General features: G+C 62.9%; 24 protein-coding genes. 16 read left to right on the top strand and 8 right to left on the bottom strand.

What is annotated here, in order from left to right; genetic code table 11:
* Positions 1-92 precede the first annotated feature (92 nt).
* The 6 genes from A3M3_RS0120500 to A3M3_RS0120475 all read left to right on the top strand — a co-directional run bounded on the left by A3M3_RS0120500 (position 93) and on the right by A3M3_RS0120475 (position 7,495).
* On the top strand, positions 93-1,589 hold the full coding sequence (locus A3M3_RS0120500) for a CCA tRNA nucleotidyltransferase (RefSeq protein WP_028267900.1): 1,497 nt from the start codon (positions 93-95) through the stop codon (positions 1,587-1,589).
* A 42-nt stretch (positions 1,590-1,631) separates the two neighbouring features.
* On the top strand, positions 1,632-2,174 hold the full coding sequence (locus A3M3_RS0120495; protein ID WP_051423469.1) for a histidine phosphatase family protein: 543 nt from the start codon (positions 1,632-1,634) through the stop codon (positions 2,172-2,174).
* 573 nt (positions 2,175-2,747) lie between these two features.
* The gene (locus A3M3_RS28240) at positions 2,748-2,888 is read left to right on the top strand and encodes a hypothetical protein (RefSeq protein ID WP_155854481.1); all 141 of its coding nucleotides are present in this window, start codon (positions 2,748-2,750) and stop codon (positions 2,886-2,888) included.
* A 201-nt stretch (positions 2,889-3,089) separates the two neighbouring features.
* Positions 3,090-4,379, top strand: a complete 1,290-nt coding sequence (locus tag A3M3_RS0120485) for an ISL3 family transposase (protein ID WP_028265267.1) — start codon at positions 3,090-3,092, stop codon at positions 4,377-4,379.
* A gap of 103 nt (positions 4,380-4,482) precedes the next feature.
* Positions 4,483-6,057 (top strand): glycosyltransferase family 87 protein, encoded by a 1,575-nt coding sequence (locus A3M3_RS26200; protein WP_197023345.1) that lies wholly within the window; start codon positions 4,483-4,485, stop codon positions 6,055-6,057.
* Positions 6,050-7,495 carry a phytoene desaturase family protein gene (locus tag A3M3_RS0120475; RefSeq protein WP_028267898.1) on the top strand — a complete coding sequence of 482 codons (1,446 nt, stop codon included), beginning with the start codon at positions 6,050-6,052 and terminating at the stop codon, positions 7,493-7,495. The genes A3M3_RS26200 and A3M3_RS0120475 overlap by 8 nt, the downstream gene beginning before the upstream one ends.
* Positions 7,496-7,595: 100 nt before the next feature.
* On the opposite strand, the gene A3M3_RS0120470 is transcribed toward A3M3_RS0120475, so the two are convergent.
* The 3 genes from A3M3_RS0120470 to A3M3_RS0120460 all read right to left on the bottom strand — a co-directional run bounded on the left by A3M3_RS0120470 (position 7,596) and on the right by A3M3_RS0120460 (position 9,750).
* The gene (locus A3M3_RS0120470) at positions 7,596-8,450 is read right to left on the bottom strand and encodes an IS3 family transposase (protein ID WP_028265294.1); all 855 of its coding nucleotides are present in this window, start codon (positions 8,448-8,450) and stop codon (positions 7,596-7,598) included.
* Complete coding sequence (locus A3M3_RS29075) at positions 8,447-8,770, bottom strand: helix-turn-helix domain-containing protein (RefSeq protein ID WP_231497211.1); 324 nt, start codon at positions 8,768-8,770, stop codon at positions 8,447-8,449. Before A3M3_RS29075 ends, A3M3_RS0120470 begins: the two co-directional genes overlap by 4 nt.
* Positions 8,771-9,144: 374 nt before the next feature.
* Positions 9,145-9,750, bottom strand: a complete 606-nt coding sequence (locus A3M3_RS0120460) for an NAD(P)-dependent oxidoreductase (RefSeq protein WP_028267897.1) — start codon at positions 9,748-9,750, stop codon at positions 9,145-9,147.
* An 82-nt stretch (positions 9,751-9,832) separates the two neighbouring features.
* On the opposite strand from A3M3_RS0120460, the gene A3M3_RS0120455 reads away from it, so the two are divergent.
* Positions 9,833-10,225: a winged helix-turn-helix transcriptional regulator gene (locus A3M3_RS0120455; protein ID WP_028267896.1), complete on the top strand. Its 393-nt coding sequence runs from the start codon at positions 9,833-9,835 to the stop codon at positions 10,223-10,225.
* Between the two features lie 71 nt (positions 10,226-10,296).
* On the opposite strand, the gene A3M3_RS0120450 is transcribed toward A3M3_RS0120455, so the two are convergent.
* Both A3M3_RS0120450 and A3M3_RS0120445 read right to left on the bottom strand, forming a co-directional pair.
* A complete protein-coding gene (locus tag A3M3_RS0120450) occupies positions 10,297-10,995 on the bottom strand; it encodes an ABC transporter ATP-binding protein (RefSeq protein WP_028267895.1) in 699 nt (232 codons plus the stop codon).
* 43 nt (positions 10,996-11,038) lie between these two features.
* Positions 11,039-12,130, bottom strand: a complete 1,092-nt coding sequence (locus tag A3M3_RS0120445; RefSeq protein ID WP_028267894.1) for an ABC transporter permease — start codon at positions 12,128-12,130, stop codon at positions 11,039-11,041.
* Between the two features lie 194 nt (positions 12,131-12,324).
* On the opposite strand from A3M3_RS0120445, the gene A3M3_RS26195 reads away from it, so the two are divergent.
* The 9 genes from A3M3_RS26195 (at position 12,325) to A3M3_RS0120400 (ending at position 22,573) form a co-directional block, all read left to right on the top strand.
* Positions 12,325-13,668, top strand: a complete 1,344-nt coding sequence (locus tag A3M3_RS26195) for a sensor histidine kinase (protein ID WP_081736976.1) — start codon at positions 12,325-12,327, stop codon at positions 13,666-13,668.
* On the top strand, positions 13,665-14,324 hold the full coding sequence (locus tag A3M3_RS0120435) for a response regulator (protein ID WP_035743424.1): 660 nt from the start codon (positions 13,665-13,667) through the stop codon (positions 14,322-14,324). The genes A3M3_RS26195 and A3M3_RS0120435 overlap by 4 nt, the downstream gene beginning before the upstream one ends.
* Before the next feature lie 164 nt (positions 14,325-14,488).
* Entirely contained in the window at positions 14,489-16,480 is a 1,992-nt protein-coding gene (locus A3M3_RS0120430; protein WP_028267892.1) for a penicillin-binding transpeptidase domain-containing protein, read from the top strand.
* A 232-nt stretch (positions 16,481-16,712) separates the two neighbouring features.
* On the top strand, positions 16,713-17,564 hold the full coding sequence (locus A3M3_RS26190; protein WP_231497378.1) for an FAD-dependent monooxygenase: 852 nt from the start codon (positions 16,713-16,715) through the stop codon (positions 17,562-17,564).
* Positions 17,519-17,992: an FAD-dependent monooxygenase gene (locus A3M3_RS29070; protein WP_231497377.1), complete on the top strand. Its 474-nt coding sequence runs from the start codon at positions 17,519-17,521 to the stop codon at positions 17,990-17,992. The genes A3M3_RS26190 and A3M3_RS29070 overlap by 46 nt, the downstream gene beginning before the upstream one ends.
* Positions 17,993-18,015: 23 nt before the next feature.
* Positions 18,016-18,606, top strand: coding sequence for a TetR/AcrR family transcriptional regulator (locus A3M3_RS0120420; RefSeq protein ID WP_231497376.1), 591 nt, complete (start codon positions 18,016-18,018; stop codon positions 18,604-18,606).
* Between the two features lie 33 nt (positions 18,607-18,639).
* The gene (locus tag A3M3_RS0120415; protein ID WP_028267890.1) at positions 18,640-20,322 is read left to right on the top strand and encodes an ABC-F family ATP-binding cassette domain-containing protein; all 1,683 of its coding nucleotides are present in this window, start codon (positions 18,640-18,642) and stop codon (positions 20,320-20,322) included.
* Positions 20,323-20,612: 290 nt separating this feature from the next.
* A complete protein-coding gene (locus A3M3_RS0120405; RefSeq protein ID WP_028267889.1) occupies positions 20,613-21,383 on the top strand; it encodes a DeoR/GlpR family DNA-binding transcription regulator in 771 nt (256 codons plus the stop codon).
* Positions 21,380-22,573, top strand: a complete 1,194-nt coding sequence (locus tag A3M3_RS0120400) for an MFS transporter (RefSeq protein WP_028267888.1) — start codon at positions 21,380-21,382, stop codon at positions 22,571-22,573. The genes A3M3_RS0120405 and A3M3_RS0120400 overlap by 4 nt, the downstream gene beginning before the upstream one ends.
* A gap of 78 nt (positions 22,574-22,651) precedes the next feature.
* On the opposite strand, the gene A3M3_RS0120395 is transcribed toward A3M3_RS0120400, so the two are convergent.
* From A3M3_RS0120395 to A3M3_RS0120385, 3 genes are all read right to left on the bottom strand, one after another.
* Positions 22,652-23,062: a hypothetical protein gene (locus tag A3M3_RS0120395; RefSeq protein ID WP_028267887.1), complete on the bottom strand. Its 411-nt coding sequence runs from the start codon at positions 23,060-23,062 to the stop codon at positions 22,652-22,654.
* A gap of 62 nt (positions 23,063-23,124) precedes the next feature.
* Complete coding sequence (locus A3M3_RS0120390; RefSeq protein WP_028267886.1) at positions 23,125-24,372, bottom strand: ABC transporter permease; 1,248 nt, start codon at positions 24,370-24,372, stop codon at positions 23,125-23,127.
* A complete protein-coding gene (locus tag A3M3_RS0120385) occupies positions 24,369-25,097 on the bottom strand; it encodes an ABC transporter ATP-binding protein (protein WP_028267885.1) in 729 nt (242 codons plus the stop codon). Before A3M3_RS0120385 ends, A3M3_RS0120390 begins: the two co-directional genes overlap by 4 nt.
* Positions 25,098-25,103 lie beyond the last annotated feature (6 nt).

Below are 25,103 nucleotides of genomic sequence, written 5' to 3'. Positions count from 1 at the left end.
CGGTGTTGTTGCCACGCGTTCGCGCTGTGTCCTCCTGTCATGAGGAGGAGCCGGTGTGATGGGCCGGTGAAATCTGACAAGCTTAAGGAACTATGGCGCAAGTATTGGACAGTTCTTCAGTCAATTTCCAGATGGATCCAGTGGTCCTGGACCTCGGTCGGCGGTTTGTGGACGCTGGATTCGAACTGTCGCTGGTGGGCGGTCCGGTCCGGGACCTCTTCTTGGGCCGGGTTTCGCCGGACCTGGATTTCACCACCAACGCCACCCCCGCGCAAACCCTTTCCATCATCAAGAGGTGGGCAGACAATTTCTGGGAGATTGGCAGGGCCTTTGGAACGATCGGGATGAAGAAGTCCGGCTTCCAGATTGAAATCACCACCTACCGCGCCGAAGCCTACGACGCCGAATCCCGCAAGCCGGTGGTTGCCTTCGGCTCGTCGTTGCTGGATGACCTGCTCCGACGCGACTTCACCATCAACGCCATGGCACTGCGGCTGCCCTCCCTGGAGCTTGTGGATCCGTTCGGCGGCGTACGGGATCTCCACGCCTCGGTGCTGGCTACCCCGGGGGCTCCCGAAGCGTCATTCTCCGATGACCCCCTGCGGATGATGCGCGCCGCCCGCTTCGCGGCGCAGCTTGGTGTTTCCGTGCACGACGACGTCCGCGTTGCCATGTCCGGGATGGCCGAACGGATCAAGATCATTTCCGCCGAACGCGTGCGCGAAGAGCTCGTCAAGCTCATCAACGGTGCTCATCCGCGGGCGGGTATCGACCTCCTCGTGGACACCGGCTTGGCCGAATTCGTCCTGCCCGAGGTTTCTGCACTGCGCTTGGAATCCGATGAACACCACCGCCACAAGGATGTCTACCAACACTCCCTTCAGGTCCTGGAGCAGGCTGCCTCGCTCGAGACTGGTCCGGACGGCCCGGTGCCGGGTCCGGACTTTGTGTTGCGTTTCGCCGCCCTGATGCACGACGTCGGGAAGCCGGCGACGCGTCGCTTCGAGCCGGGCGGCGCGGTGAGCTTCCGCCACCACGACATGGTTGGTTCCAAGCTGACGGCAAGACGCATGAAGGCCTTGCGCTTCGACAACGACACCATCAAGGCAGTGGCGCGGCTTGTGGAGCTGCACATGCGCTTCTACGGATACGGAGACGCGGGTTGGACCGATTCCGCCGTGCGTCGCTACGTGGCAGACGCCGGTCCCTTGCTGGAACGTCTGCACCGTCTCACGCGGTCTGACGTCACAACCCGCAACCAGCGCAAGGCAGAACGGCTCTCCTTTGCCTACGATGACCTTGAGCAAAGGATTGAGGTCCTGGCCGAGCAAGAATCGCTCAATGCCATCCGACCTGACTTGGATGGAGCGCAGATCATGGCTTTGCTGGGACTCAAACCCGGACCCGTGGTTGGCCGCGCCTACAAATACTTACTGGAAGAACGCATGGAAAACGGCCCCATGTCTCAAGCGGAAGCCGAATCCAGGCTTCTGGCGTGGTGGGCAGCGCAACCCGAGTCCGCCGTCGAACTTTCATCGGAACCAGCCGTCGATGCCCACGCTGGCACCGCCGAACCAGAGGAGTCCTAAGTGAACCTTGTACCCAGACCCTCCCGGCCACAGCTCTGGATCATGCGTCACGGTGAGACCGAATGGTCTAAGAGCGGCCAATACACCGGTTTGACGGATCTTCCTCTGACGGTCGAGGGCGAGCAGCAGTCCGTGGAAGCTCGCAAGATCTTGGAAGGCATCGACTTCGACATGGTGCTGACATCGCCCCTGCGCCGAGCCCGGCGTACCGCGGAGTTGGCGGGTTTCCCCGACGCCATTCATGAGCCGCTGGCTGTGGAATGGAATTACGGAGACTACGAAGGCATCAGCTCGGACCTCATCCGCAAGGACAACCCGGACTACCTCATCTGGACCGACGGCGTCCCCAACGGCGAGACGCTCGACTCTGTGGCAGCACGTGCGGACAAGATCATTGCCCGTGTCCTGGAGTCCGGAATGGACAACGTCCTGATTGTGGCCCACGGCCATTTCTCCCGGATCCTCACCGCCCGCTGGCTTGAATTGGACGCCGTGGAAGGACGCCACTTTCTCCTGGGAACAGCCAAGGTCTGCACCTTGGGATGGGATAAGCGGACACCTGTCATTCTTCGCTGGGGACTGTAAGAAGAATTAGTTTGTAAATTGTTTGTAGTTGGCTGGTCAACACTGCGATTCATGGTGTAACTTTATTTTAATCCCAGAGCGAATCGCCGGGATTAACCCGGATTAGGGCGTGCGCTACCCAGTCAATCAGCTGTGGTGGCGCCAAAGCGGAAAAGGAGGTTGGGAAAATGATTACTTTGACTAGCGGATGGAAGATGACCGTTGCTGGCACCCCGGCCTTCGCTGCCCGACGCCGTTTTGCGGCCTGAGCTCCCCTGATGCACTTCCGCGCCTGAATGCTGGGGCGGTTCACGGTTTAGTCAGAGGCGAACTGGCCTTTCATTGAACGGTGACACGCCATTGACGTGGTGCGCAGTTTCCTCATAGTTCGGAACCAGCTTCTTGTTGGGGACGGCTGCCCCTTGGAGAACATCTGCCGGACTTTTGCATTTCGATGCGGTCATTCCGCTTAATCCACCCAGCATTTCCCGATATTCGCGCGCCTTTTTCCATCCCTGTTTCTTTGAATTCAGAGGATCTAATTGTTGTGCCCGAATTCCGGCAATTCTTTCAACAACTGAAGGAGGTGAACCATTGGCCAAGCGCCTCAAGGATCTGATGGTCTTCAACGGCAAACCCGAGGTCAAAGACAGGACTCTCTTCAACGGACAGCTGCTAGACCAGCGCAGGGAAGACGTCTACGTCGTCCTGCACCAAATGGGCATCATCCGCTGACTTCGCTTCAGGAGGGACAGATGACACGCTTCGGACCGTTGGCCGCGGGAGCCCACGCAGCTAGGCGTGGGCTCCCGCCCTTAAACCGGCTCTCCGTGGTTCGTGGTGAAACGGATTCCGTGTCTTGAGAGCTGAAGGGCTCGTAGCCCTGCTGTGATGGATGTTCTCTACGCATTCATCAAGAGTCAGGAGCTACGAGCCTTGATCGAGCCTACTTCCCCGCGCCCCGATGCTGCCACCGCCCTGTTCAATCTGCCCGACTACCGCGTCACCGATACTGAGGTCCTCGCTTTCGGGCAGCGGCGGGTCCGCGTCGAAGCCACGGCCGAGGCCGGGTGCCCGTGCTGTGGCGTCATCAGTACCCGCGTGCATTCACGCCGGCCCCAACGCCTGCGTGACATCCCTGTGGCCGGCCCGGTCGAAGTGATCTGGTCCAAGCGGAGATTCTTCTGCGATGAGTATCTGTGCCCGCGGCGGACGTTCGCGGAGGAGACTGCCCAGGTGCCGCGCCGCGCCCGGTCCACCCGCCGGCTTCGCGATGCCCTCGTGTCCGCCGTCATTGGATCCGGAAGGGCCGCCGCGGAAGCGGCCGCATCGTTCGGCGTCTCATGGTGGCTGGTCCAGCGGGCCCTGGATTCCGCGGCGCTGACACTGCCCGATGTCGACGGCCTGGCGCCACGGATGCTCGGCATCGATGAACACCGCTACCGGTCCGTGCGGTTCTTCCGGGATCCCGAAACGAACGCCTGGAAACGGTACGAACCCTGGATGACGACTATTGTCGATCTGGACAGCGGACAAGTGCTCGGGATCGTGGACGGGCGTGACAGTGAGGGCGTCGGGGACTGGCTGTTCGCCCGGCCGCTGCAGTGGCGTCTGGGGGTGCAGGTCGTCGCGATCGACCCGTCAGCGGCTTTCCGCAAGGCACTGCGGATGTGGCTCCCGCGCACAGCAATCTCGGTCGACGCGTTCCATTTGGTCAAGCTCGGCAACGACATGCTCACCGAAGTCCGGCAACGACTCACCCACCAGGTCCACGGCCGGCGGGGACGCTCCATCGATCCGGTCTGGGCCAACCGACGGCTGCTCTTGCGCGGCGCCGACACGCTCTCGGACCGGGCACGGAAAAGACTCAGCACCGTGTTCGCCACCGACGACGCCACCGGGAAGCTGCAGACTGCGTGGTTGGTCAAAGAACAGCTCCGGACGCTGCTCGCCACCGGGTCTCTTGCCGACGCGGCCGCGGCGAAAGACCACCTGAAGGAACTGGTCGAACGAGCCGCGCAGCCGGAAACGAACCGGCTCTGGCGCACGATCTGCCGGTGGTGGAAAGAAATCGAAGTCCTCATTGTCACCGGTGCGACCACCGCGAAAGTAGAAGCCAACAACACAGCCATCAAACACATCAAACGGACAGGCCGGGGATTCACCAACGCACGCAACTACAAAACGCGTATCCTGTTGCGCAGTGCCGCCAAAACAGCGGCATGAACATCCATCACGGCAGAACAATCACCACGAACCGTGAAGAGCCCTTAAACCATCGGGTTAAGACCGGGACGCATCCGGTGGCCCTGAAGGTAAGCTCGATCCCATGCAGGAGACGAAGCCGCACAGCCAACAAAAGCGTGCGCGCTTTGTGGTTCCCAGCCGTAGTGATTCCTTACTGGGAAACTTCACCGAACTGATCGGAGGGCCCCTGGGGCGGCGTTCTTCCCCGGGCACCATCTCCCCCGGATTCTTCACCGTTGAACGCGTCCTGATCATCCTCACGATCGTCGCCGCACTCCTGTCGATCCTGATCAAGGGCTATTGCCGCGTCAATGGTTGGCATTCCCCCCAGCAGTTCTACGCCACCTGCTATTCGGATCTTCCCGAACTGTTCAGTACCCGAGGTCTTGCCGATGGCGTGTTTCCGTTCTTTGACCAGAAGAGCCTCTTCGAATATCCCGTGATCACTGGCCTCATAGCCGGTGCAACGGCATGGCTGGTTCCGGGCCACGGCGCCAATCAGGAACGGATCCTGGGCTACTTCGATGTGAATGCCACCTTGATAGCGGCTGTGTGGGTCGTGACAGTTGTGGCTACCGCGCGCATCAACCAACGCCGACCCTGGGACGCAGCCATGGTGGCCTTGGCGCCGGGGATCCTGCTGGCAGGGGTCATCAATTGGGACATCTGGGCCGTGGCCATGCTCGCGGTAGGGATGTACTTCTTCGCGAAGGAACGTCCCATCCTTGCCGGTCTTTTCATCGGACTGGGGACGGCGACCAAGCTCTACCCGGTGCTCGTCCTGGGCGCAGTGCTTCTACTAGCGGTGCGCACCGGCCGCATGCGGGTCTTCTTCGTGACAAGCTCTTCGGCAGCCGTAGCTTGGCTGATCGTGAATGTCCCTATCGCCGCCGTGAACCCAGCCGGTTGGAGGTACTTTTTCGACTTCACCCGGGATCGTCCCGCTGGATATGGTTCGTTGTGGTTCGCCTATAACCTCGTTGCCGACCGCCTACACCTGTCACAACTTGGTCCGGAAACCATCAATGCCTTGGCACTGAATATGTTCCTTCTGGCGTGCATCCTGATTGCCGTCCTGTCGTTGGCCGCCCCCCGGCGGCCCCGCCTAGCCCAATTGACGTTCCTGATAGTGGCCGCGTTCATCCTTAGCAACAAGGTCTATTCGCCGCAGTACGTGCTGTGGTTGGTACCGCTGCTCGCTTTGGCCAGGCCCCGTTGGCGCGATTTCCTGCTCTGGCAGGCTGCCGAGGCGTTGCATTGGACCGCCACATGGATGTACCTGGGCCAGTTGAGTAGCGGTGGCCCGGCACAGAACAACATTGATATGCCCTACTACGTCATGGCCGTCATGCTGCATATAGCCGCAACAGCATATTTGATGTTGCGGGTCGCTTGGGACATCTGGGAACCGCAACTGGATCCCCTCCGGGTGCACGGTGTAGATGATCCGCACGGTGGCGTGTTCAACGGTGCCAAGGATTGGTTCCGGGTGGACTTGATGAGCCCGACGGCATCCGTGCTGCCCTGGCGACGCGTTGCTCCGTCGCCTATCGCTTCCGAACCTGCCGAAGATGCAGCGCCGCCCATGCGGGACTCAGCGCCGCCCGCGCACGGCTCTGTACCATCTGCGCACGGCGAGGCAGGACGCGATGGCTGAGGTCGCCGTCGTCGGCTCCGGACCGAACGGCCTGGCCGCAGCGGTAGTCATGGCGCGCGCGGGCCTGGATGTCCGAGTGTACGAAGCTGCAGAGACTATAGGGGGCGGTACCCGTACGTCCGAACTGTTGGAACCGGGGCATGTCTACGACGTCTGTTCCGCCGTCCACCCGATGGCTCTGGCTTCGCGGTTCTTCCGGGAATTTGAACTCGAGCGGCGCGTGGAGCTGCGTTTGCCGGAGGTCCAGTACGGAACTCCGCTTGACGGCGGCAAGGCAGCCCTCGCGTACCGCTCGCTGGAGCGGACCGCCGCTGAGCTCGGGACCGACGGAGCTGCGTTTGCCAGCCTGATGGGACCCCTAGTGGAGCACCTCGCCGGGGTGTTGGACGTAACGCAAAACCAGCTACTGCGGGTACCCGGCCAACCACTGGTTGCGCTACGGCTGGGCTTGGCAACGCTGGAGCAGGGCTCGCCGTGGTGGAACCGGCGCTTCACGGGGGATGCGGCTCCGGCACTCCTGAGCGGCGTCGCGGCGCATGCGGTGGCTCCCCTGCCTTCGCTCGCGTCGGCAGGAGCGGGACTCTTGCTGGGCGCGCTGGCCCATGTGGGCGGGTGGCCCATTCCGGTTGGTGGCTCTGCCGCGATAGCTGATGCCATGGCCCGGGATATCGAGACCCATGGCGGGGTCATCGAGACTGGCATGCGCATCGATTCCTTGGAACAGCTGCATCCAGCGAAGGCCATTTTGCTCGACATCGCCCCCCCTGCACTGCTCCGTATGGCTGGATCAGCGCTCCCGACGCGATACAGGCGGTCGCTGGAAACATTCCGATTCGGGAATGCGGCGTGCAAGGTGGACTTCATCCTCTCGGGGCCCGTGCCTTGGACGGCCCCAGGGTTGGCGGTGGCCGGGACGGTGCATGTGGGTGGCACACGTGCTGCCATGGCTGAGGCCGAAAACCTTGTAGCCGCGGGACGGCATCCCGTGAAGCCATACGTCCTCGTGGCCCAGCCTTCCATAGTGGATCCCGGGCGGGCGCCTGCCGGGCGGCACATTCTCTGGTCCTATTGCCATGTGCCCAAGGGGTCAACCATTGACATGGCTGAGGCGATCATGTCCAGGATCGAGGAGTTTGCCCCGGGTTTCCGGGATGTGGTGCTCGCCTGGAAGACTACGACGGCGGCGGACCTGGCCAATTACAACGAGAACTATGTGGGCGGCGACTTTGGCGCAGGACTGCTTGACCTGCGCGGTCTGGTCCGGCGTCCCGTGCTTTCTCGTGTGCCTTGGCGGACTCCGTTGCCTGGCGTGTACTTGTGCTCCTCGTCCACGCCGCCTGGACCTGGCGTGACGGGAATGCCCGGATACCATGCGGCCAAATATGCCTTGAAGGACATATTTGACCTGCCGGTACCCGGGCTGGGCTTGGGCGCGTAGTCTCCGCCCCCGGACGCTCCCTCACGTATGCGGTTGCCCACTCGGACGCTCCCTCACGTATTGAACTGGTCCCCGGAAGTTGGACTGGCTAAGTAGGATCCTAGGCTGCGAGGGCCTGGGCACGGTATTGCACCGGGCTCAGGCCCTCGAGTTTTGTGGAGATTCTTTCGGTGTTGTACCAGCGGATGTACTCGTGCAGCGCTGTTTCCAGTGCCTCGGTGTTGAGGAACCTGGTCCTGTGGAACATCTCCTCCTTGAGGTGGCCGAAGAAGTTCTCCATCACGGCGTTGTCGTAGCAGTTGCCCTTGCGCGACATGGATTGGACCGCGCCGGCGCCCTCGAGGAGAGTGCGCCAGGAGATGTGCTGGTACTGGACCCCCTGGTCGGAGTGCACCAGAGGCTGCTGGCCTTGCCCGAGGCGGCTCAATGCCTCACGCAGCGAGGTGTTGGTCAGCTCCAGGTTCGGGGAGGACCCGATCGAATAGGAGATGATCTGCCGGTCGAAGAGGTCCATGACCGGTGAGAGGTAGAGCTTGCGGTCCCCGACGCTGAACTCGGTCACGTCGGTGACCCATTTCCGGTTCGGGGCATCGGCGTCGAATTCCCGGTTCAGCACGTTCTCCGCGACGGCGCCCTGCCCGCCCCGGTAGGAGTTGTAGCGTTTCTTCCGCCGCACCTGGCAGACCAGCCGCAGCGAACGCATCAGCTTCAGCACGGTCTTCTTCGCGACCGCCCACCCCTGCCTGCCCAGCTCGGTGTGGATGCGCCGGTGCCCGTACCGGCCCCGGTTCTTCGCGAAGATCTCCGCCACCGCGGCCTTCAGTGCTTCCTGCGGGTCCGGAGCCTGCAGGCGCCCCTGGTGATAGAAGAACGTGGACCGGGCAAGCCCGGCCACCTGCAGCAGGACGGGCAGGGGAAAGCCGGCCTTGAGAGCGATGAGGGCCTGGACCTTCACCGTCGTTCCTGCGCCCTCAAGGCCCGCAATTTTCCCAAATACGCCACCTCGGCCCGCAACCGCTCGTTCTCCCGCCGCAACCGCTCCAGCTCGGGCAGTTCCGCCGGGGGCGGGGAATCGGGCTGCCGGGGCCTGCCCCTGGGCTTGGGCCGCAACGCGTCCGCGCCCTCCCGGCGATACGCCCGGACCCACTTCTGCAACAACTCGCGCGAGGACAAACCTGCCTCCACTGCCAGGTCCGGGCCGGTCTCGCCCGCGAGGAACCGCTCGACCAGGGCGAGCTTGAACTCGAAAGAGTACGACTTCGCCGGCTTGCTCACCAGCGCTCCTTGCCCATGAATCCTCCACCGCCCAAACAGTGCCTTGACCGGCACACGAGACACACCCAGCATCCTGGCCGCCGCCACGTGCCCGACGCCTTTCTCAAACCACGCTACAGCGGCCTCACGCTGGACCTCAGACAATGAACTACGTGCATGCATAAAACTGCTCCCTGGAAGTCGGAACTGAATTTCTCAGTCCAACTTCCGGGGACCAGTTCATATGCGGTTGCCCACTCGGACGCTCCCTCACGTATGTGCCCAAGGAACGGAACCCTCCTGCAGTTAAATGATCTGAAGGAGCGTTCCCCTGGAGAATGGGATATCTGAAGGAGCGCCCGGAAACAGGGCGCTGGAAGTGAACGGGCGTTGGGTTAGTTTGCTGCGGTGAAACGGGCGCGGCGGTGGGCGGGGGTTTCGATTTCATCCAGCATGGCGACGGCGTAGTCCTGAGTGGAAATACTGTTGCCCGCGGGGGAATCCCGGGCGGTGGAGTAATTGCCTGTGCGCTCACCGGGCTGGATGATGGGTGCCGGCGCCAGGACGGTCCAGTCCAGAGTCTCGGGAGCTTTCCTGACGGCGGCGAAGGCTGCGGCCGCGGTGGTGGCCTCGGCCTTGTAGGCCTCCGGAAAATCAGGTGAATCGAGGAGGCGAACGCCGTCGATCTCCAGGGTGCCTGCGCCGCCGACGATCATCAGGCGCGTACCTTCCGCGTTGCTGTAAGCGGTATCCATCGCTGCAAGCCATTCTCCGTGGTCTCCGCCGGTGCGGCTCGGCCCGGTGGCGAGAATTACGGCGTCGTGCTCTTTGGCGATCGCCGCGAAGCTCTGCCCATCACCGAGATCGGCCGCTAGGGCCTTCGCCCCAGCAACCGCTGAGCCCTTGCGGGAGATGGCCGTAACCTCGTGGCCGCGGGTGAGGGATTCGTGCACGATCTGGCTTCCGACCATGCCTGTTGCGCCGTAAACTGCGATTTTCATGACTCTCCTTGGGTTGCTATCTCTGCAATAGAGATAAAGTATCTATTTGATACTGATAGCTTCAAAGGAACTTAGTTACCTCATGGATACCAGCAAGCTGCCGGCAAACGTTTTGGACCCTGATTGCCCGTCCCGCGTGATCTTCCAACGCATCGGCGATAAATGGGCTTCGCTGGTGGTCCAAGTTCTCGCAGAAGGCCCGGTCCGCTTTTCCGAGCTCCGCAAGATGGTCCACGTGGTGACGCCGAAAGTGCTGACTCAAACCCTTCGTTCCCTTGAGCGCGACGGGCTGATCAAACGAACTGTCTATGCGCAGGTGCCGCCTCGCGTCGACTATGAGTTGACTGCGCTGGGAGCATCATTGTTGGGACCCCTCAAGCAATTGCGCCAATGGGCGGAAGACCATGTGCCCAGCATTCTCGAGGCCCGCGACGTCTACGACGATGCCCGGGATGAGGCTGTCCTAAGAGGCTGACCGGGCTCGCTCTGCCCAACTGACTAGCAATAGATGTCGCTATAACGGCTCAAAACGACATCTCATGCGAGCTAGTTGGGTGGGGCGACGGGGGTTCGCAAGCCGAGGCGCCCGTCGCGCATGGTTGCAACAGAATCTGTGAACGGCAGGAACTCTGTGTCGTGCGTGACCATGATCGTTGCCGTCGCGAACTCGTCCGTGACCTGACGCAGGAGACGCACGATCGACTCGCTGCGCTCGTGATCCAATGCCGCCGTCGGCTCGTCCACGAGCAGCACCCGGGGCTGACCCATGAGCGCGCGTGCAATGTTCACGCGCTGCCGCTGGCCTCCCGAGAGCTGGTGCGGTCGCTTGCTGAGTGAAGCACCAAGTCCGACGACGTCGAGTAGTTCCGAAGCGCGCTTGCGAGCCGCCGCGGCCGGCTTCCCCCGGAAAAGGTCGCCGATGATCAGCTGCTCGACGGCAGTCAGTGAAGGCAGGAGATTGGGTTGCTGGAAGATGATGCCTACCTTTTCCCGACGCAGGGCGGTGAGTTCGGTGTCGTTTAGTCCTGTTGCATCTTCGCCGTCGATGATGACGAGCCCGGAACTTGGCCGGACCAGGGTGGCCGCCACCGCGAGAAGCGAGGATTTTCCGGAGCCTGACGGGCCCACAAGGGAGGAGAATTCACCGACGTCCACCTGGAAATACACGGAGTCCAGGGCCTTGAGCGTTGACTCACCGTCCGGGTATTCCAGAGTGACGTTGACTAGCTTGAGTACATGATTCATGAATATGCCTTTCGCAGAATATTTAAGCTGAAGACAGCCTGGCCTAGTTGCCGCCGAGTGCGATCAGCGGATCCACCTTCGTGATGCTTCGTACTGCCACCGCCGCACCGCCGAGCCCCAGGAGCACAATCCCGGCAATGGGCACGAGCGTTGTCAGCGGAGTTACGAGGAACGGGGCAGCTTGTGCGGCGAAGACGCCACCCAGTACGCCAAGCCCACCGCCAAGTCCAGCCCCGGCCAGCAAGACAATTCCTGCCTGGACGAGCGCGTCACGCACCACGAAGCCGGACGAGGCGCCCATGGCTTTGAGCACGGCGATGTCACGTGTGCGCTGGACCGTCCAGACGGTAAGAAAGGCCACGATGACGAGTGCCGAGATGCCATAGAGGAACGCCTGCATGAGCATCAAGGACCCGTTTTCACTCTTGTACGAGCCAAGGGCTTGGAAGGATCCGCTGGGGGTGGCACTGACAGTGCCGGCCACCGCATTGGCGGCGTCGATGTCCACGGAGGCACCGGCGTCGTACGACACCGTGAGGACCGTCCCGATCGATTCCCCGTTAGGAATATGCGCGAGTGTCTGCCACGCAGTCCGGGAGGTCCAAACAACTCCGGTGTGCGAATACCACTCATCGTGGGTGATCGCGGAGACCGTCATGCCGGTACCACCCACGGTCACCCGGCTACCGACAATCAATGAGAGTTCCTTTGCCAGGGACTCCCCGACCACCACCTCGCCTTCCCTGACCGCCACAGGCGAGATGCCGCCGTCGGACCCGAAGACCGCGACGTTGGCAGTGCCCGCAGCATTGTTGGTCGAATCGAGGGACTGAAGCCTCGTCTGGGTGATGCCGAGTGCCTCGGCAGAGGAAACACCCTGGCGGTTTCGCCATGCCTCGAGCTGTTTGCCCGAGATTTCCGATTCCGTGAATGACGCCTTGGCCTCGCCCCCGGCGGGGGCGCCGAAGACGATTTGCTGCGCCGGGAGGGCTGCGATCGCCGACGTCGACTGATTGCCCAGGCCTGCAGTGAGTCCCGAGAGCATAACGAGCAGGAGCGTGATGAGGGCGACGACGCTTCCCATCAGGGCGAAACGGCCCTTGGCAAAGCGGATGTCGCGCACGGCGAGAAACATGGAATTCCTTTGGTTGGGAGGCGATCTTCGGGTCTTGTTTCAACTCTCCGGGCAGAAGGCGCATGGGACATCAGGAGGTGGATGGACCTGTCGGATCGCCTTGGATGACTCGAGGATCATCCGTTTGGTTGATTCAGCCCGAATGGCGCGGAATCCGGGCAGAAGTGTCGGGATGCGGGGATACGCTGGAGGGCATGCAGGGAGACGATTTGCAGCAAGCCACCGCGCAAGCCGCGCTGCCCCAGTTGCCAGGTGACACGGTGCAGCCGAGCGGTTCTGTTGTGATCTTGCGTGTCCTGCGGGTCAGTCTGCACGTCGGTTTTGCGGTGCTTTTGCTGGTGGCCCTCGTAAGGCTCGCGACCGCTGGCCTTTCTCCCATGGCCACTGGGGCGGGACTGGTTCTTGCCGTGCTTCTGGCTGCCGTCTATCTCGTGGGGACAGTTCTTGAGAAGAGGCATGCGGGGAACCCTGAGCGCTTCGATCCGCAACCTTACGCGCGCTGGTGGCTTGCCGTCGTAAGTTTCCTGTGGGTGCTCCTCATGCTCATCAGTCCGGACTTTGCGTGGATAGCTTTCCCGTTGTTCTTCGTGCAACTGCATATCTTGCCGCGCCGCTTCGCCTTGGCTGCCATAGCTGCAAGCACCGCACTCCTGGTCGCGGCCATGTGGTTCCACAACCGTGGTGCCGGAGCGGATGCCTTGCAACTTCCCATGGTCCTCGGGCCTGTTTTCGGGGCCGCCTTCGCTGTTGTCACCGGCCTGGCGTATCGGGCGCTCTACATCGAAGCAGAGAATCAGCGCCTTGCCGCCGAGGAATTGCGCCGAACCCGAGCCGAGCTGGCACGCAGCCAGCACGACGCCGGCGTGCTGGCTGAGCGAGAAAGGCTCGCCCGCGAAATCCACGACACCCTCGCGCAGGGATTCTCAAGCATCGTCCTGATGGGCCGTTCGGCGGAGAAAGCCCTCGACGCAGGAGACAGCGTCACGGCCCATGATCGCCTCAAAACCGTCCGCGAGACAGCGGCCAGCAACCTGGCGGAGGCCCGGAACTTTGTCCGTGGACTGGGATCCCCCGGGCTGGCGGAAGCCGGGCTGGCCGACACCCTGAGACGCCTTTGCACGAAAACCGAGGCCGAAGCAGCCGCGCGCGGGGCCACGCTGCGGTGTCGCTTCGAGCTCCAGGGCACGCCGGTGCCGCTGCCGAACCCTTACCAGACCACCTTGTTGCGGGCGGCCCAGTCTTCCCTTGCGAACGTTTGGGCGCATGCCCACGCGAGCACCGCCGTCGTCACGCTGTCCTTCCTGGACGCCGAGGTGACCATGGATGTGTTCGACGACGGCGTAGGCTTCGATCCCACCGCCGCGGCCGCCGCGGCAACGCGGGGTGACGGAACCGGCGTCGGGCTCAAAAGCCTGCGTGAGCGGCTTGTGGCCCTTAACGGAACGCTCGACGTCGAGTCGGCTCGCGGGGAGGGGACCGTGGTGGCAGTCCGGCTGCCGCTGGGTACTGGCAACCTGGGTCTGGAGTCGTCCCCATGACCAACAACATCAGGGTCTTGCTCGTGGATGATCATCCCGTGGTCCGAGCCGGGCTCCGGGCAATGCTTGCCGATTTCGAGGGAGTCCGAGTGGTGGCGGAAGCGTCCGACGGCGACGCCGCCTTGGCAGAGCTGTCAAAGCTCCATACCCTCGGCGAGCCCGTGGACGTGGTTCTCATGGATTTGCAAATGGGCTCGGGGATGGACGGCGTCACTGCGACCGGCAAAATCAAGGCAGGTGTTGCCGGGACTCCCCCACCGCCGGTCCTGATCCTGACCACGTACGACAACGACGCCGACATCCTCGCAGCGGTGGAGGCCGGTGCGAGCGGATACATGCTCAAGGATGCGCCGCCCGAGCAGATCCGGCAGGCCGTGGTGAGTGCAGCGGCCGGCCGGACAGCACTCGCACCTGAGGTTGCCGCGCGGCTCATGGGCCGTATCCGCAATCCGGTTCCCGCGCTGAGTACGCGGGAAGTCCAACTTGTAGAGCTTCTTGCCACCGGGATGAGCAACCGCGCGATGGCGAGGCAACTCTTTATTTCCGAGGCCACCGTGAAGACGCACTTGGTACACATCTACGCCAAGCTGGGGGTGGACAACCGGACGGCGGCCATCGCGGTGGCGATGCAGCGCAGGATCATCCGGAACCAATAGCCCGTTTAGACCCAACTAACTCGCAGTTGTTGACGTTATGGGCGCTCTAAGCGACAACAAATGCGAGTTAGTTGGGCAAGGGGCACGCAGGTGGACCATCACAAAAGTGCAACGTATCGCGCCATGAATCAAGAGCGCCAAGCATAGAAGGCATAATGGCGAAAATGGGGAAAACGAAGAATCTTGTCCTGGGGCTTGCCGCCCTGATGATTGCTGGCTCGCTGTCCGCTTGCGACGACGGTCGTTCCGGGGCGGAGGGCGCGGCCAAGCAACTCGCCTCGTCCTTGGCGGCGCTCGACGTCGGATCACTCGCCGTCGACGGCAAAGATGCCGCGTCAGCGAACGAGCAGCTCAAGGCGGTATTCGCGGTCCTCGACCCCGCGAAGCCTTCCGTCGAAAGCGGGGAAGTAAAGCTCGACGGCGACAAAGCCTCGGTCCCGCTCAACTACACGTGGAAAGTCGGAACCACGGAGTGGAAGTACACCTCCCAGGCGACGCTGAAGAAGTCGGGTGACAAATGGGCCGTCCAGTGGACTCCTTCACTCTTGGAGCCGGATCTGAAGGACGGCGAGGTTCTCGACAAAACCGTCACTACGCCGCCCAGGGCCGATATCCTGGGCGCCGGAGATGCCAAATTGGTCAGCTACCGTCCGGTGGTTCAGGTGGGCATCGACAAGACCACGATCGGATCGGCAGATCCTGCGGCTTCGGCCGCGAAGCTCGCGCAACTGCTCGGCGTGGACGAAGCCGGGTACGTGAAGCAGGTCCAGGCGGCCGGCCCGCAGGCCTTCGTCAGTGCCATCACCCTGCGGCAGGAGGGCCGGACGATCACAGACGAGCAAATTTCTGCCATCCCCGGCGCCCGTGGCATTCCAGATTTCCTTCCTTTGGCGCCGACGCGAACCTTCGCTCGCGCACTATTGGGCACCGCAGCCGAGGCAAGCGCCGAGCAGATCGAAAAGGCCGGAGGTGCCCTCAAACAGGGAGACACAGTCGGAACCGGTGGTCTGCAGGAACAATATGATGCCCAACTCCGCGGCCAGGATGGGGTTTCCATCAAGGCGCGGCCGCAAGGCATGACGGATGAGCAGATCAAGGCGGCGAAGCCCGATCCCCGTAGGGTGCTTTTCGCCGCTAGTGCGAAGCCCGGCGATCCGCTCAAAACCACACTGGATCCTCGCTTGCAGCAACTTGCCGAGGATACTTTGACGGGCGTTGGACCCGCTTCGGCTATTGTGGCGCTCCGACCCTCCACCGGCGCGGTTCTGGCTGCGGCTTCCGGCCCCGGAAGCAACGGCTACAACACGGCAATGCTCGGACAATATGCCCCGGGATCCACGTTCAAGATCGTCGATTCCCTGGCGATGATCCGGAATGGAATGACGCCGGATTCCACGGTTGAATGCACGCCGACAATCACGGTGGACGGCCGGACATTCAAGAACGCCGAGGGCTATCCGGTGACTTCCTTGGGCTCTATCGCCCTGCGGGATGCTTTTGCGCATTCGTGCAATACGGCATTCATCAGCGCACGGGACAAGGTCAGCCAAGCCCAGCTCGAATCCGCGGCAACTTCCCTGGGGCTCGCGGTCCAAGCACCGAAGCTGGGGGCCGACGCCTTCCTGGGCTCAGTCCCCGGAAACGCGGACGGCACGGAGCACGCAGCCTCCATGATTGGCCAAGGCAAAGTGCTGCTCTCCCCGCTTGCCGCCGCGGTCATGGCAGCTTCCGTGGGCCACGGCGCGCCGGTGTCGCCGCAACTCGTCCTGAACCCCGGCTCAGTCTCACCCTCCACAGGCGCCACCCCGACGGCGTCCGGCTCGCCGTCGTCGTCGGCGTCCCCGACCGCGTCGGGGGTCTCCGCGCCAGCCGCCTCCGACAAGCCGGTCACCCCTGCGGAGGCGGCCGCGCTGGGCGACATGATGCGCGCCGTGGTGACTTCCGGTCATGCTGGTTTCCTCGCGTCGGTGCCGGGTGCGCCGGTGGGGGCGAAGACCGGGACGGCCGAGTTCGGAAACGACAATCCGCCCAAGACACACGCTTGGATCGTTGCAGTGCACGGCGATCTGGCAGTGGCAGTGTTCGTGGAAGACGGCGGCCTTGGGGCGACCACGAGCGGCCCGTTGCTCAAGTCGTTCCTGACCGCGGCCGGCTGAGCCACACATCTCAGACGCACGCTCACCTTTAGGCGCCAAACCGGGAACGCTCGTCCACATCTAGTGCAGGAGGGATATCGGTTCGTGCCTCATATGTGCAGGAGGATCTGTCATTTCGGCTCGATACGTGAACGAGCGTCGGCCCTAGACACGCCCGCAACGCCGGGTGCACACTTAATTCAACGCTTGTTGAATTAGCTGCATGAATTAGTTGCACCCTCCGGGAGTGGCCATGGACCAGCTTGAAAGCACCACGTGCGTCATCGCGGGCGGAGGGCCGGCCGGAGTGATGCTCGGACTCTTGCTGGCGAGGGCCGGCGTCGACGTCACCGTCCTCGAAAAGCACGCTGACTTCCTGCGCGATTTCCGTGGCGACACCGTCCATGCCTCCACCATCCGGCTCCTGGATGAGCTCGGGCTGGGCGAGGGATTCCGGGCACTCCCCCAAAGCAAGCTCGGCAATTTCAAACTCCCCACGCGCCACGGAGAAGTGACACTCACAGACTTCGACCGCCTCAAGCCACCCTACGATTACGTGGCCATGGTTCCGCAGTGGGACCTCCTGAACTTCCTGGTGGACGCCGCGCAGCAAGAGCCGCATTTCACGCTCAGGATGAATACTGAAGCTACCGATTTGGTGTACGACGACGGCGCGAAGGTCGCCGGGGTGGCGTACCGCACCCGGGACGCGGCGTCGGGAGAGGAAACCGGCTCGGGCGAGCTGCGCGCAACGTTAACGGTGGCCTGTGATGGCCGCAGCTCGGTACTCCGGAAGAAGGCAGGCCTCGTCCCCCACGAATTCCCGGTGCCGTTCGACACCTGGTGGTTCAGGCTTTCCCGGCGTGCAGACGAACAGGGACAGTTGGCCTCCATCATGCCCCGCTTCTCCGGGACAGATGTGCTCCTCAGCCTGACCCGCAAGGACTTCTACCAGATTGCCTACCTTGCGGAAAAAGGCAAGGACGCCCAGTTGCGTGCTGAAGGGTGGAGAGCTTCCGCGGACGTGTGGCCCGCATCCGCCCGGATCTGGCGGACCGCGTGGACGAAATCAGGTCCATGGACGATCTCCATTTGCTCGATGTGAAGCTCAACCGGATCAAGCCATGGCACAAACCAGGTCTCCTCCTCATCGGAGACGCCGCCCACGCCATGTCTCCCGCTGGCGGTGTCGGCATCAATCTGGCCATTCAGGACGCCGTCGCCGCGGCCCGGCGCATCGCCCTCCCATTGCTTCGAGGCACCTTGTGCGAGGCCGATCTCGCCTCAGTGCAGAAGCGCCGCTGGTTTCCCACCGTGGTGATCCAGAACGTGCAACTCATTCTCCAGAAAGCGGTCTTCGGCCCCGCAGTGAGAGGCCAGATGACCGGACCGCCGAGTCCGCTGGTCTTTGTGGCCCGTCACATTCCTTGGTTCGGAAAACTTCCGGCACTCATGATCGCCTTCGGTCCCCGGCCGGAGCACGCCCCGGATTTTGCGCGCCGAAAGGCTCCCGCAAACCGGAAACCGCTGTGAACAGGGGTCGCCGCCCGGGACAAGTGAGCAGCCGCGACGCGGTTCTCCGGGCGGCACGCGAACAGTTCAGCCGCAAAGGATACGACGCTGCGACGCTCCGGGCCATCGCGTCCGAGGCTGGGGTTGATCCGTCCATGATCAATCACCATTTCGGCACCAAAGAGCAACTATTCATCGCCGCGCTTGAGTTGCCCGTGGATCCCAAGGATCACGTGGCCGCAGTCCTTGAGGGACCTCCGGACGGCGTGGGGGAACGGCTGGTGAACCGCTTCCTGACCGTTTGGGACTCGCCCGCGGGAGCGGCCGGCGTCGCGGTTCTCAGGACCGCGATGCAACACGAAGGGAGCGCTGCCCTGGTCCGCGAGTTCGTCCTCAACCGCGCCATCAACCCGCTCCTGACCGGGCTTGGCGTCCCCACCCAAGAGGCCCCGTGGCGTGGAAATCTCGTTGCATCGCAGCTTTCCGGGCTGATCCTGACCCGCTACCTCATCAAACTTGAGCCCATCGCCTCGGCCCCGCACGCCGTCGTCGTCCGAGCATTGGCGCCAACAATCCAGCGCTACCTCACCGGGGCGCTGGCTGGTGGACTGCCGGGCTGGATGGGGGACGACTGAAGAGTCCCCCGCTGTCCGTGGGAAGATTGGGCAGTGGCCCACATTGATGTTTCCGGTATTGACTACTTCCTCTCCGATGGCACCCAGCTGCTCAACGGCGTGACCTTCAAGGTCCCGGACGGCAGCAAAACTGCCCTGATCGGGCCCAACGGAACGGGCAAGACCACCCTGTTCAAGATCATCGCGGGGGACCTCACGCCTGACGAGGGAGTGGTGGGCCGTTCAGGGACCATGGGCATCATGCGCCAGTTCGTCGGCCAGGTCCGCGATGAATCCACCGTGCGCGATCTTCTCGTCTCCGCTGCGCCGCCGGCACTTGCCGCGGCCGCCAAGGCGGTCGAAGACGCCGAACTCGCCATGATGGAGCACGACGACGAGCCCACCCAAATGCGGTACGCCCAAGCGATCGTGGACTGGGGAGACGCTGGCGGTTACGACGTCGAGACCGTCTGGGATGAGGTCTGCATGGCGGCGTTGGGGCTCCCCTTTGACCGCGCGCAGCACCGCCCGGCGTCGAGCCTTTCGGGGGGCGAGCAAAAGCGCTTGGTGCTTGAGGCACTGTTTTCCGGACCGGACCAGCTGCTTCTCCTCGACGAACCGGACAACTACCTTGACGTCCCGGGGAAGCGTTGGCTCGAGAACAAACTCAACGAGTCCAAGAAGACGGTTTTCTTCATTAGCCACGACCGCGAGCTACTCAACAACGCGGCGGGACGCATCGTGACGCTTGAGCCCGGCATCAACGGTGCGGGCGCCTGGGTACACGGCGGCGGTTTCGGCACGTATGTGGATGCACGTATAGACCGCAACGCGCGCTTTGAGGAGCTGCGCAAGCGCTGGGACGAGGAGCACCTGAAGCTCAAGGAACTCGTCATTATGTACAAGACCAAGGCTGCATTCCGCTCGGACATGGCCAACAAGTACCAGGCGGCGCAGACGCGGCTCGCCAAGTTCCTGGAGGCCGGGCCGCCTGAGGCGTTGCCGTTGGAGCAGAACGTGCACATGCGCCTCAAGGGAGGCAGGACGGCCAAACGCGCTGTGGTGGCTGAAAAGCTTGAACTTACGGGCCTGATGAAGCCGTTCTCCACCGAGATCTGGTTTGGCGACCGCGTGGGGGTGCTGGGTTCCAATGGCTCCGGAAAGAGTCACTTCCTGCGGTTGCTCGCCGCCGGGGGTTCCGACCCGGAGCGCGAGCACTTGCCTGTTTCTGACGTTGAGATTGCCGAAGTCCCGCACGAGGGCACCGTCAAGCTGGGTGCCAGGATCCGTCCGGGATTCTTCGCGCAGACGCATTCCCGTCCGGACCTGCTCGGCCGGACGCTCTTGGACATTCTGCACCGCGGCGACGAGCACCGCTCGGGGCTGGGTCGCGAAGCTGCTTCCGGGGCGCTCGACTCTTACGGGCTGGTGGGCTCGGCCGAGCAGAAGTACGAGTCCCTCTCCGGCGGGCAGCAAGCGCGCTTCCAGATCTTGCTTCTCCAGCTGTCCGGCGCCACGCTCTTGCTGCTGGACGAGCCCACGGACAACCTGGACTTGCATTCAGGCGAAGCACTTGAACGCGCCATCGATGCTTTCGAAGGCACTGTCCTGGCCGTGACGCACGACCGCTGGTTCGCGAAATCCTTCGACCGTTTCCTCGTCTTCGGGTCCGACGGGAAGGTCTACGAATCGGCTGAACCCGTTTGGGACGAGGTTCGCGTGGAGCGCGCGCGCTAGCTCCCAACCGCCTCCCCGGGACGCTCGCTCACCTTTGGCCCGTTTTTTCGGAACGCTCCTCCACTTTTGAAGTGGTCCCCGGAAGTTGGATTGAGAAATTCAGTTCCGACTTCCCGGGGAGCAGCTCATTTGGTGCAGGAGCGTTCGGGGTTTTGGCCCTATAGGTGAGCGAGCTTCGGGTGGGGCAGGGAGACCTCATCCCGGGGGATGAGCGGGACCATCTAATCGATCTCTTCTGCCACATGATCAAACAACATGATTAAATGATCACTTCAAGTTAGCATTTGAGCATGAAGACTTCTGACCGCCATCGGTTCATTGGCGAGTTGCTGCGCAAGCGCGAAGAAATCACCGTTGACGAACTCGTTTCCGAATGCGGGGCCTCGGGGGCCACTATCCGGCGGGACCTGGAAATCCTCGCGTCGCACGGGGTTCTTCGTCGGATCCACGGCGGTGCCCGGAGCCTCGTGGAACGCGGCGACAACCCCGGTTATGGGCAGCGCGAACTGGAGGAGCAGGACGCGAAGGGAAGAATCGCCGTCGGCGTCGAACGGCTACTCAGCGACCGTGACCACGTGTGGCTGGACAGCGGGTCCACGGCAACGGAGATTGCCCGCCGGCTCGCGCAACGTGAACTGACCATCATGCCGATGTCCCTCCGTGCCGTGGAGTTCCTGGCAACGGATCATCCCTCTGGCCGGCGTCCGGGTCTTTTGTTGCCCGGGGGCAGCTTGGTTCCGGGCGAGCAGTCCTTCCGTGGACCGATGGCCGAGGCCAACATCCGCTCGCTGCGCTTCGACGCGGCCATCGTGACGCCGTGTGCCATCAACCTCAAGGACGGCCTGTTGGCGCACGACATCGAGGACGCCGCGATCAAGCGTGCAGGCCTCGAGTCGGCGGCACGGGTGATCATCGGCTGCACAGGAAATAAGTGGAATGCCCAGGCCATGGCCTTGGTTGCAGCCATGGACGCAGTAGATGTCATCGTGACGGACCGGAAACCGACACTCGAAGAACGCACCCAACTGGAAAATCTCTCCGTGGAAGTTGTGATCGTATGAGCACCAGCACCAGAACCGCCACCAACGTGAAGGCCGCAGCGATCGCCACTTTCCTGGTCTTCGGCATGAATGGCCTGGTTTTTGCCAGCTGGGCTGCCCGCATTCCCGCTGTGACCCAGACTTTGCACCTCACCTCCGGGCAGATGGGCACCCTGCTGCTGTGCACTGCCGTCGGGTCCCTTGTGGCCCTGCCGTCCGCGGGATGGGTCATCGGCAGGATCGGTACGGCCAATGCCGTCCGCGCCGCCGGGCTGCTGGCCGCGTGCGCGGGTGCGGCGATCGCTTTCTCCCTGATGGCCGGCTCCGTGGCCGCCACCGCTGTGGCGCTGTTTTTCTTTGGGGTGGGGGTCGGCCTCTGGGACGTGTCGCAGAATATCGAGGGGGCCGACGTCGAACATCGCCTCGGGCGAACCGTCATGCCGCAGTTCCATGCCGCCTTCAGTGGAGGCGCTTTTGTGGGTGCATTGATCGGCGCGTGGCTATCCCAGATCGGCGTCGGACTTCCGGAGCACTTGCTGGTCATCGCCGGCGTCGTGGTGCTTCTGACGCTGACGGCTCCGCATTACTTCATGCCTCACGAAGCCGCACTTGTGACGTCCGACGGCGGTGTGCCCACCGTCAAGGGTCCCTCGGCGTGGAGGGACTCCCGCACGCTGCTGATCGGCGTCGTGGTTCTCGGGGCGACCCTCACGGAGGGCGCTGGCAACGACTGGATCGCGAAGGCCACGGTGGATGGCTTGGATGCCACGGAATCAACGGGCGCCCTCTTGTTTGCCCTCTTCGTGGCCGCGATGACCCTGATGCGTTTCTTTGGCGGCCGGGCAATCGACAGATTTGGGCGTGTAGCCGTGCTGCGGGTCAGCATGGCCGCAGCAGCAGCGGGCCTGGCGCTCTTCGTCTTTGCGGGCAGCCTTATCCTTGCCGCGGTGGGCGCGGCTCTTTGGGGAATTGGCGCTGCTTTGGCCTTCCCGATGGGCATGTCCGCTGCTGCCGATGACCCCAAGCACGCAGCCGCACGCGTCTCTGTGGTGTCGACAATTGGCTATGTGGCGTTTCTCGCCGGGCCGCCGCTCTTGGGATACTTGGGCGACCATACCGGCATCCACATGGCCCTGCTTGCGATCGGGGTTCCGATCCTGATTGCCCTGTGGCTGGCCGGCGCAGCGAAACCTTTGGTGAAAAGCAACTAGCTCGCAGTTGTTGTCGTTTTGACGCGTTATAACGACAACAACTGCGAGCTAGTTGGGGGGGCGGTGGCGCCGAGGTGGTTACGGAGCGGACGTGGCGGGTGCCGAGGGGATAGCGCTCGGCGATGCTCCGTTGGTGGGAGCGCCGCTCTGCCGGTTCCGGCCCTGACCCCCCTGGCCATTGAAGTTCTGGAACTGGCCGCGGCCCGGACGGGTCTGGCCCGCGTCCATTGCCTTAGTGACGCCGACGCCGGCAAAGAACCCGACGGCAACCAGCAACACTGCAAGGAGGATCTGCGTCAGGCGACCCATCTGGAAGCGCTTCTTGGGCACGAACGGCTCCGGGGTCTGGGGTTGGCCCCAACCCTGCGCGGTTGGCGCGTCCGTGCCTTGCAGAACCGCCGTTGGCTGTCCGGTGTAGGGCTGCTGGGCGTAGGGCTGATGGGGTTCCGGCTGGTTCATCGGACCGGGCTCCGGCGGTGAGTAGGACATTTGTGGATCTCCTGTTTGGGTGTTTCTTCGTTTGCTTGCTGGGGAGTAGAACTATGGGTGGGCTATTCGTATCGCAGAGCGTCGATCGGACGTAGTTTCGCCGCCTTGTTGGCCGGGTAGATGCCGAAGACCAGGCCGATCGCCGCCGAAACCAGGAATGACAGCCACACGGTCCACCACTGGACTTCGGGCTGGGTTCCCAACAAGGGGAAGGCGCTGCCGATGTACCCCGCGGCGATGCCCAACACCCCGCCGATCAGCGAAATAATGAGCGATTCGATCAGGAACTGGCTCACGATGCTGCCCCGCGATGCTCCGATCGCCTTGCGGATACCGATTTCGCGGGTACGTTCGGTCACCGTGACGAGCATGATGTTCATGACGCCGATTCCGCCCACCAGGAGCGAAATACCGGCTACCGCGCCCAAGAGGATCGTCAGTGTTGCCGTCGTCGTGGTGGCCGTGGTGAGGATCTGAGCTTGGTTCCGAACCTGGTAGTCACGGTTGACGGAGGTGACGTTGTGCCTGGCATCGAGGATCATTTGGACCTCGTTCTGTGCCTGGTTCATCACGTCCGCTGACTTGGCCTGGACGGTGATGGACGCGAGGGAAGGCGAGTACCCGGTGAACTTGTCCTGTGCGGCGCTGTAGGGGATCACCACAATGTCATCCGGATCGTTGAGGCCCGAGGAACCCTTCTGGGCCAGGACGCCGGAAACCACGAAGTTCTGGCCGTTGAGGGCAATTGTCTGTCCCACTGCCGAGGTCACTGAGCTGCCGACAAGATCCTGCGCCACGGTATTGCCGATCACGGCAACCGCGGTGCCGCTGGTAGCGTCGCCGTCGCTGAAGTATGAGCCCGCCGCCAAGGTGTCGTTCGAGATGGCAAAGTACGACGGCGTGGTCCCCACGAAAGTTGCGACCGCGTGGGTTGCGTCCTGGTAAGTACCCGTGACGTTCTGGGCAGTGACTACCGGCGCCGTCGCGGCGACATCGGGGGCCATAACGGGGTCAGTCAGGGCGGCCATGTCCTGGAGTGTCAGGTTGGTGCCGCGGGACCGTGGTCCGGTGACAGTTTGTCCGCCACCTGCAGCGCGTCCACCCGCCGTCGTCTGGCGGCTGACGGTGAGCACGTTGGTTCCGAGTTTGCCGATTTGGGCCTTGATGGCGTTGGAGGTTCCGGCACCCACGGCCAGGAGGATAATGACGGATGCGATGCCGATCAGGATGCCCAGCGTAGTGAGTATCGAGCGCATCTTGTTCGCCATGACCCCGGTCAGGGCAAAGCGCACGGATTCGGCGATCATCATGCTGGTACCGCCGTCGCAACCGGATGCGCGTGAACGTCCCGGATCCTGTGGTCCTCAATGATGTGTCCATCCTGGAACCGCACTACGCGGTTGGCCCGCTCTGCGACGTCCGCTTCGTGGGTAATCATCACGATGGTGCGTCCATTGGCGTGCAGCGACTCGAAGAGGTCCAGGATCTCGTGGGAGGACTTGGAATCCAGGGCTCCGGTTGGTTCGTCGGCCAGGAGCAGCACAGGGTTGGTTACCAGAGCACGGGCGATGGCAACTCGCTGCTGCTGGCCACCGGAAAGCTGTGAAGGCTTGTGGTCGGCCCGTTCGGCCAAACCCACTGAATCGAGGACTTCCAAGGCCCGCTCACGCCGTTCCTTGCGGTGCACTTTCGCGTATGCAAGGGGCATGGAGACGTTGTCCACTGCCCGGGTGCGTGGAATCAGGTTGAAGTTCTGGAAGACGAAGCCGATTTTCCGGTTGCGGATCTGCGCGAGTTGGAATTCGTCCAAGGTCCCGGTATCGATGCCGTCCAGATGGTAAGTGCCCTCGGTGGCGCCGTCGAGGCAACCGATGATGTTCATCATGGTGGACTTTCCGGAGCCCGAGGCACCGATAATGGCCACGAAGTCGCCGCGGGCAATGGAGATACTGACGGAATCCAGTGCCCTTACCTCGGCCTCGCCTTTGCCGTAGATCTTGCTCACGGAATCCAGTTGGATGACAGCGTCGTTCACGGCTGC

This window comes from Arthrobacter sp. MA-N2 (assembly GCF_000517125.1).
GTDB lineage: Bacteria > Actinomycetota > Actinomycetes > Actinomycetales > Micrococcaceae > Arthrobacter > Arthrobacter methylotrophus.
This window is presented reverse-complemented; position numbering and strand designations above follow the sequence as displayed.

Bases quoted from the DNA above. Each gene is read 5' to 3' on its own strand.
- A3M3_RS26190 (WP_231497378.1), top strand. From the start codon at position 16,713: ATGGACCAGCTTGAAAGCACCACGTGCGTCATCGCGGGCGGAGGGCCG.
- A3M3_RS0120500 (WP_028267900.1), top strand. From the start codon at position 93: ATGGCGCAAGTATTGGACAGTTCTTCAGTCAATTTCCAGATGGATCCA.
- A3M3_RS0120475 (WP_028267898.1), top strand. From the start codon at position 6,050: ATGGCTGAGGTCGCCGTCGTCGGCTCCGGACCGAACGGCCTGGCCGCA.
- A3M3_RS0120435 (WP_035743424.1), top strand. From the start codon at position 13,665: ATGACCAACAACATCAGGGTCTTGCTCGTGGATGATCATCCCGTGGTC.
- A3M3_RS0120390 (WP_028267886.1), bottom strand. From the start codon at position 24,372: ATGATGATCGCCGAATCCGTGCGCTTTGCCCTGACCGGGGTCATGGCG.
- A3M3_RS26200 (WP_197023345.1), top strand. From the start codon at position 4,483: ATGCAGGAGACGAAGCCGCACAGCCAACAAAAGCGTGCGCGCTTTGTG.
- A3M3_RS0120395 (WP_028267887.1), bottom strand. From the start codon at position 23,062: ATGTCCTACTCACCGCCGGAGCCCGGTCCGATGAACCAGCCGGAACCC.
- A3M3_RS0120460 (WP_028267897.1), bottom strand. From the start codon at position 9,750: ATGAAAATCGCAGTTTACGGCGCAACAGGCATGGTCGGAAGCCAGATC.
- A3M3_RS0120495 (WP_051423469.1), top strand. From the start codon at position 1,632: ATGCGTCACGGTGAGACCGAATGGTCTAAGAGCGGCCAATACACCGGT.
- A3M3_RS0120455 (WP_028267896.1), top strand. From the start codon at position 9,833: ATGGATACCAGCAAGCTGCCGGCAAACGTTTTGGACCCTGATTGCCCG.
- A3M3_RS0120405 (WP_028267889.1), top strand. From the start codon at position 20,613: ATGAAGACTTCTGACCGCCATCGGTTCATTGGCGAGTTGCTGCGCAAG.
- A3M3_RS26195 (WP_081736976.1), top strand. From the start codon at position 12,325: ATGCAGGGAGACGATTTGCAGCAAGCCACCGCGCAAGCCGCGCTGCCC.
- A3M3_RS0120445 (WP_028267894.1), bottom strand. From the start codon at position 12,130: ATGTTTCTCGCCGTGCGCGACATCCGCTTTGCCAAGGGCCGTTTCGCC.
- A3M3_RS0120430 (WP_028267892.1), top strand. From the start codon at position 14,489: ATGGGGAAAACGAAGAATCTTGTCCTGGGGCTTGCCGCCCTGATGATT.
- A3M3_RS0120450 (WP_028267895.1), bottom strand. From the start codon at position 10,995: ATGAATCATGTACTCAAGCTAGTCAACGTCACTCTGGAATACCCGGAC.
- A3M3_RS0120400 (WP_028267888.1), top strand. From the start codon at position 21,380: ATGAGCACCAGCACCAGAACCGCCACCAACGTGAAGGCCGCAGCGATC.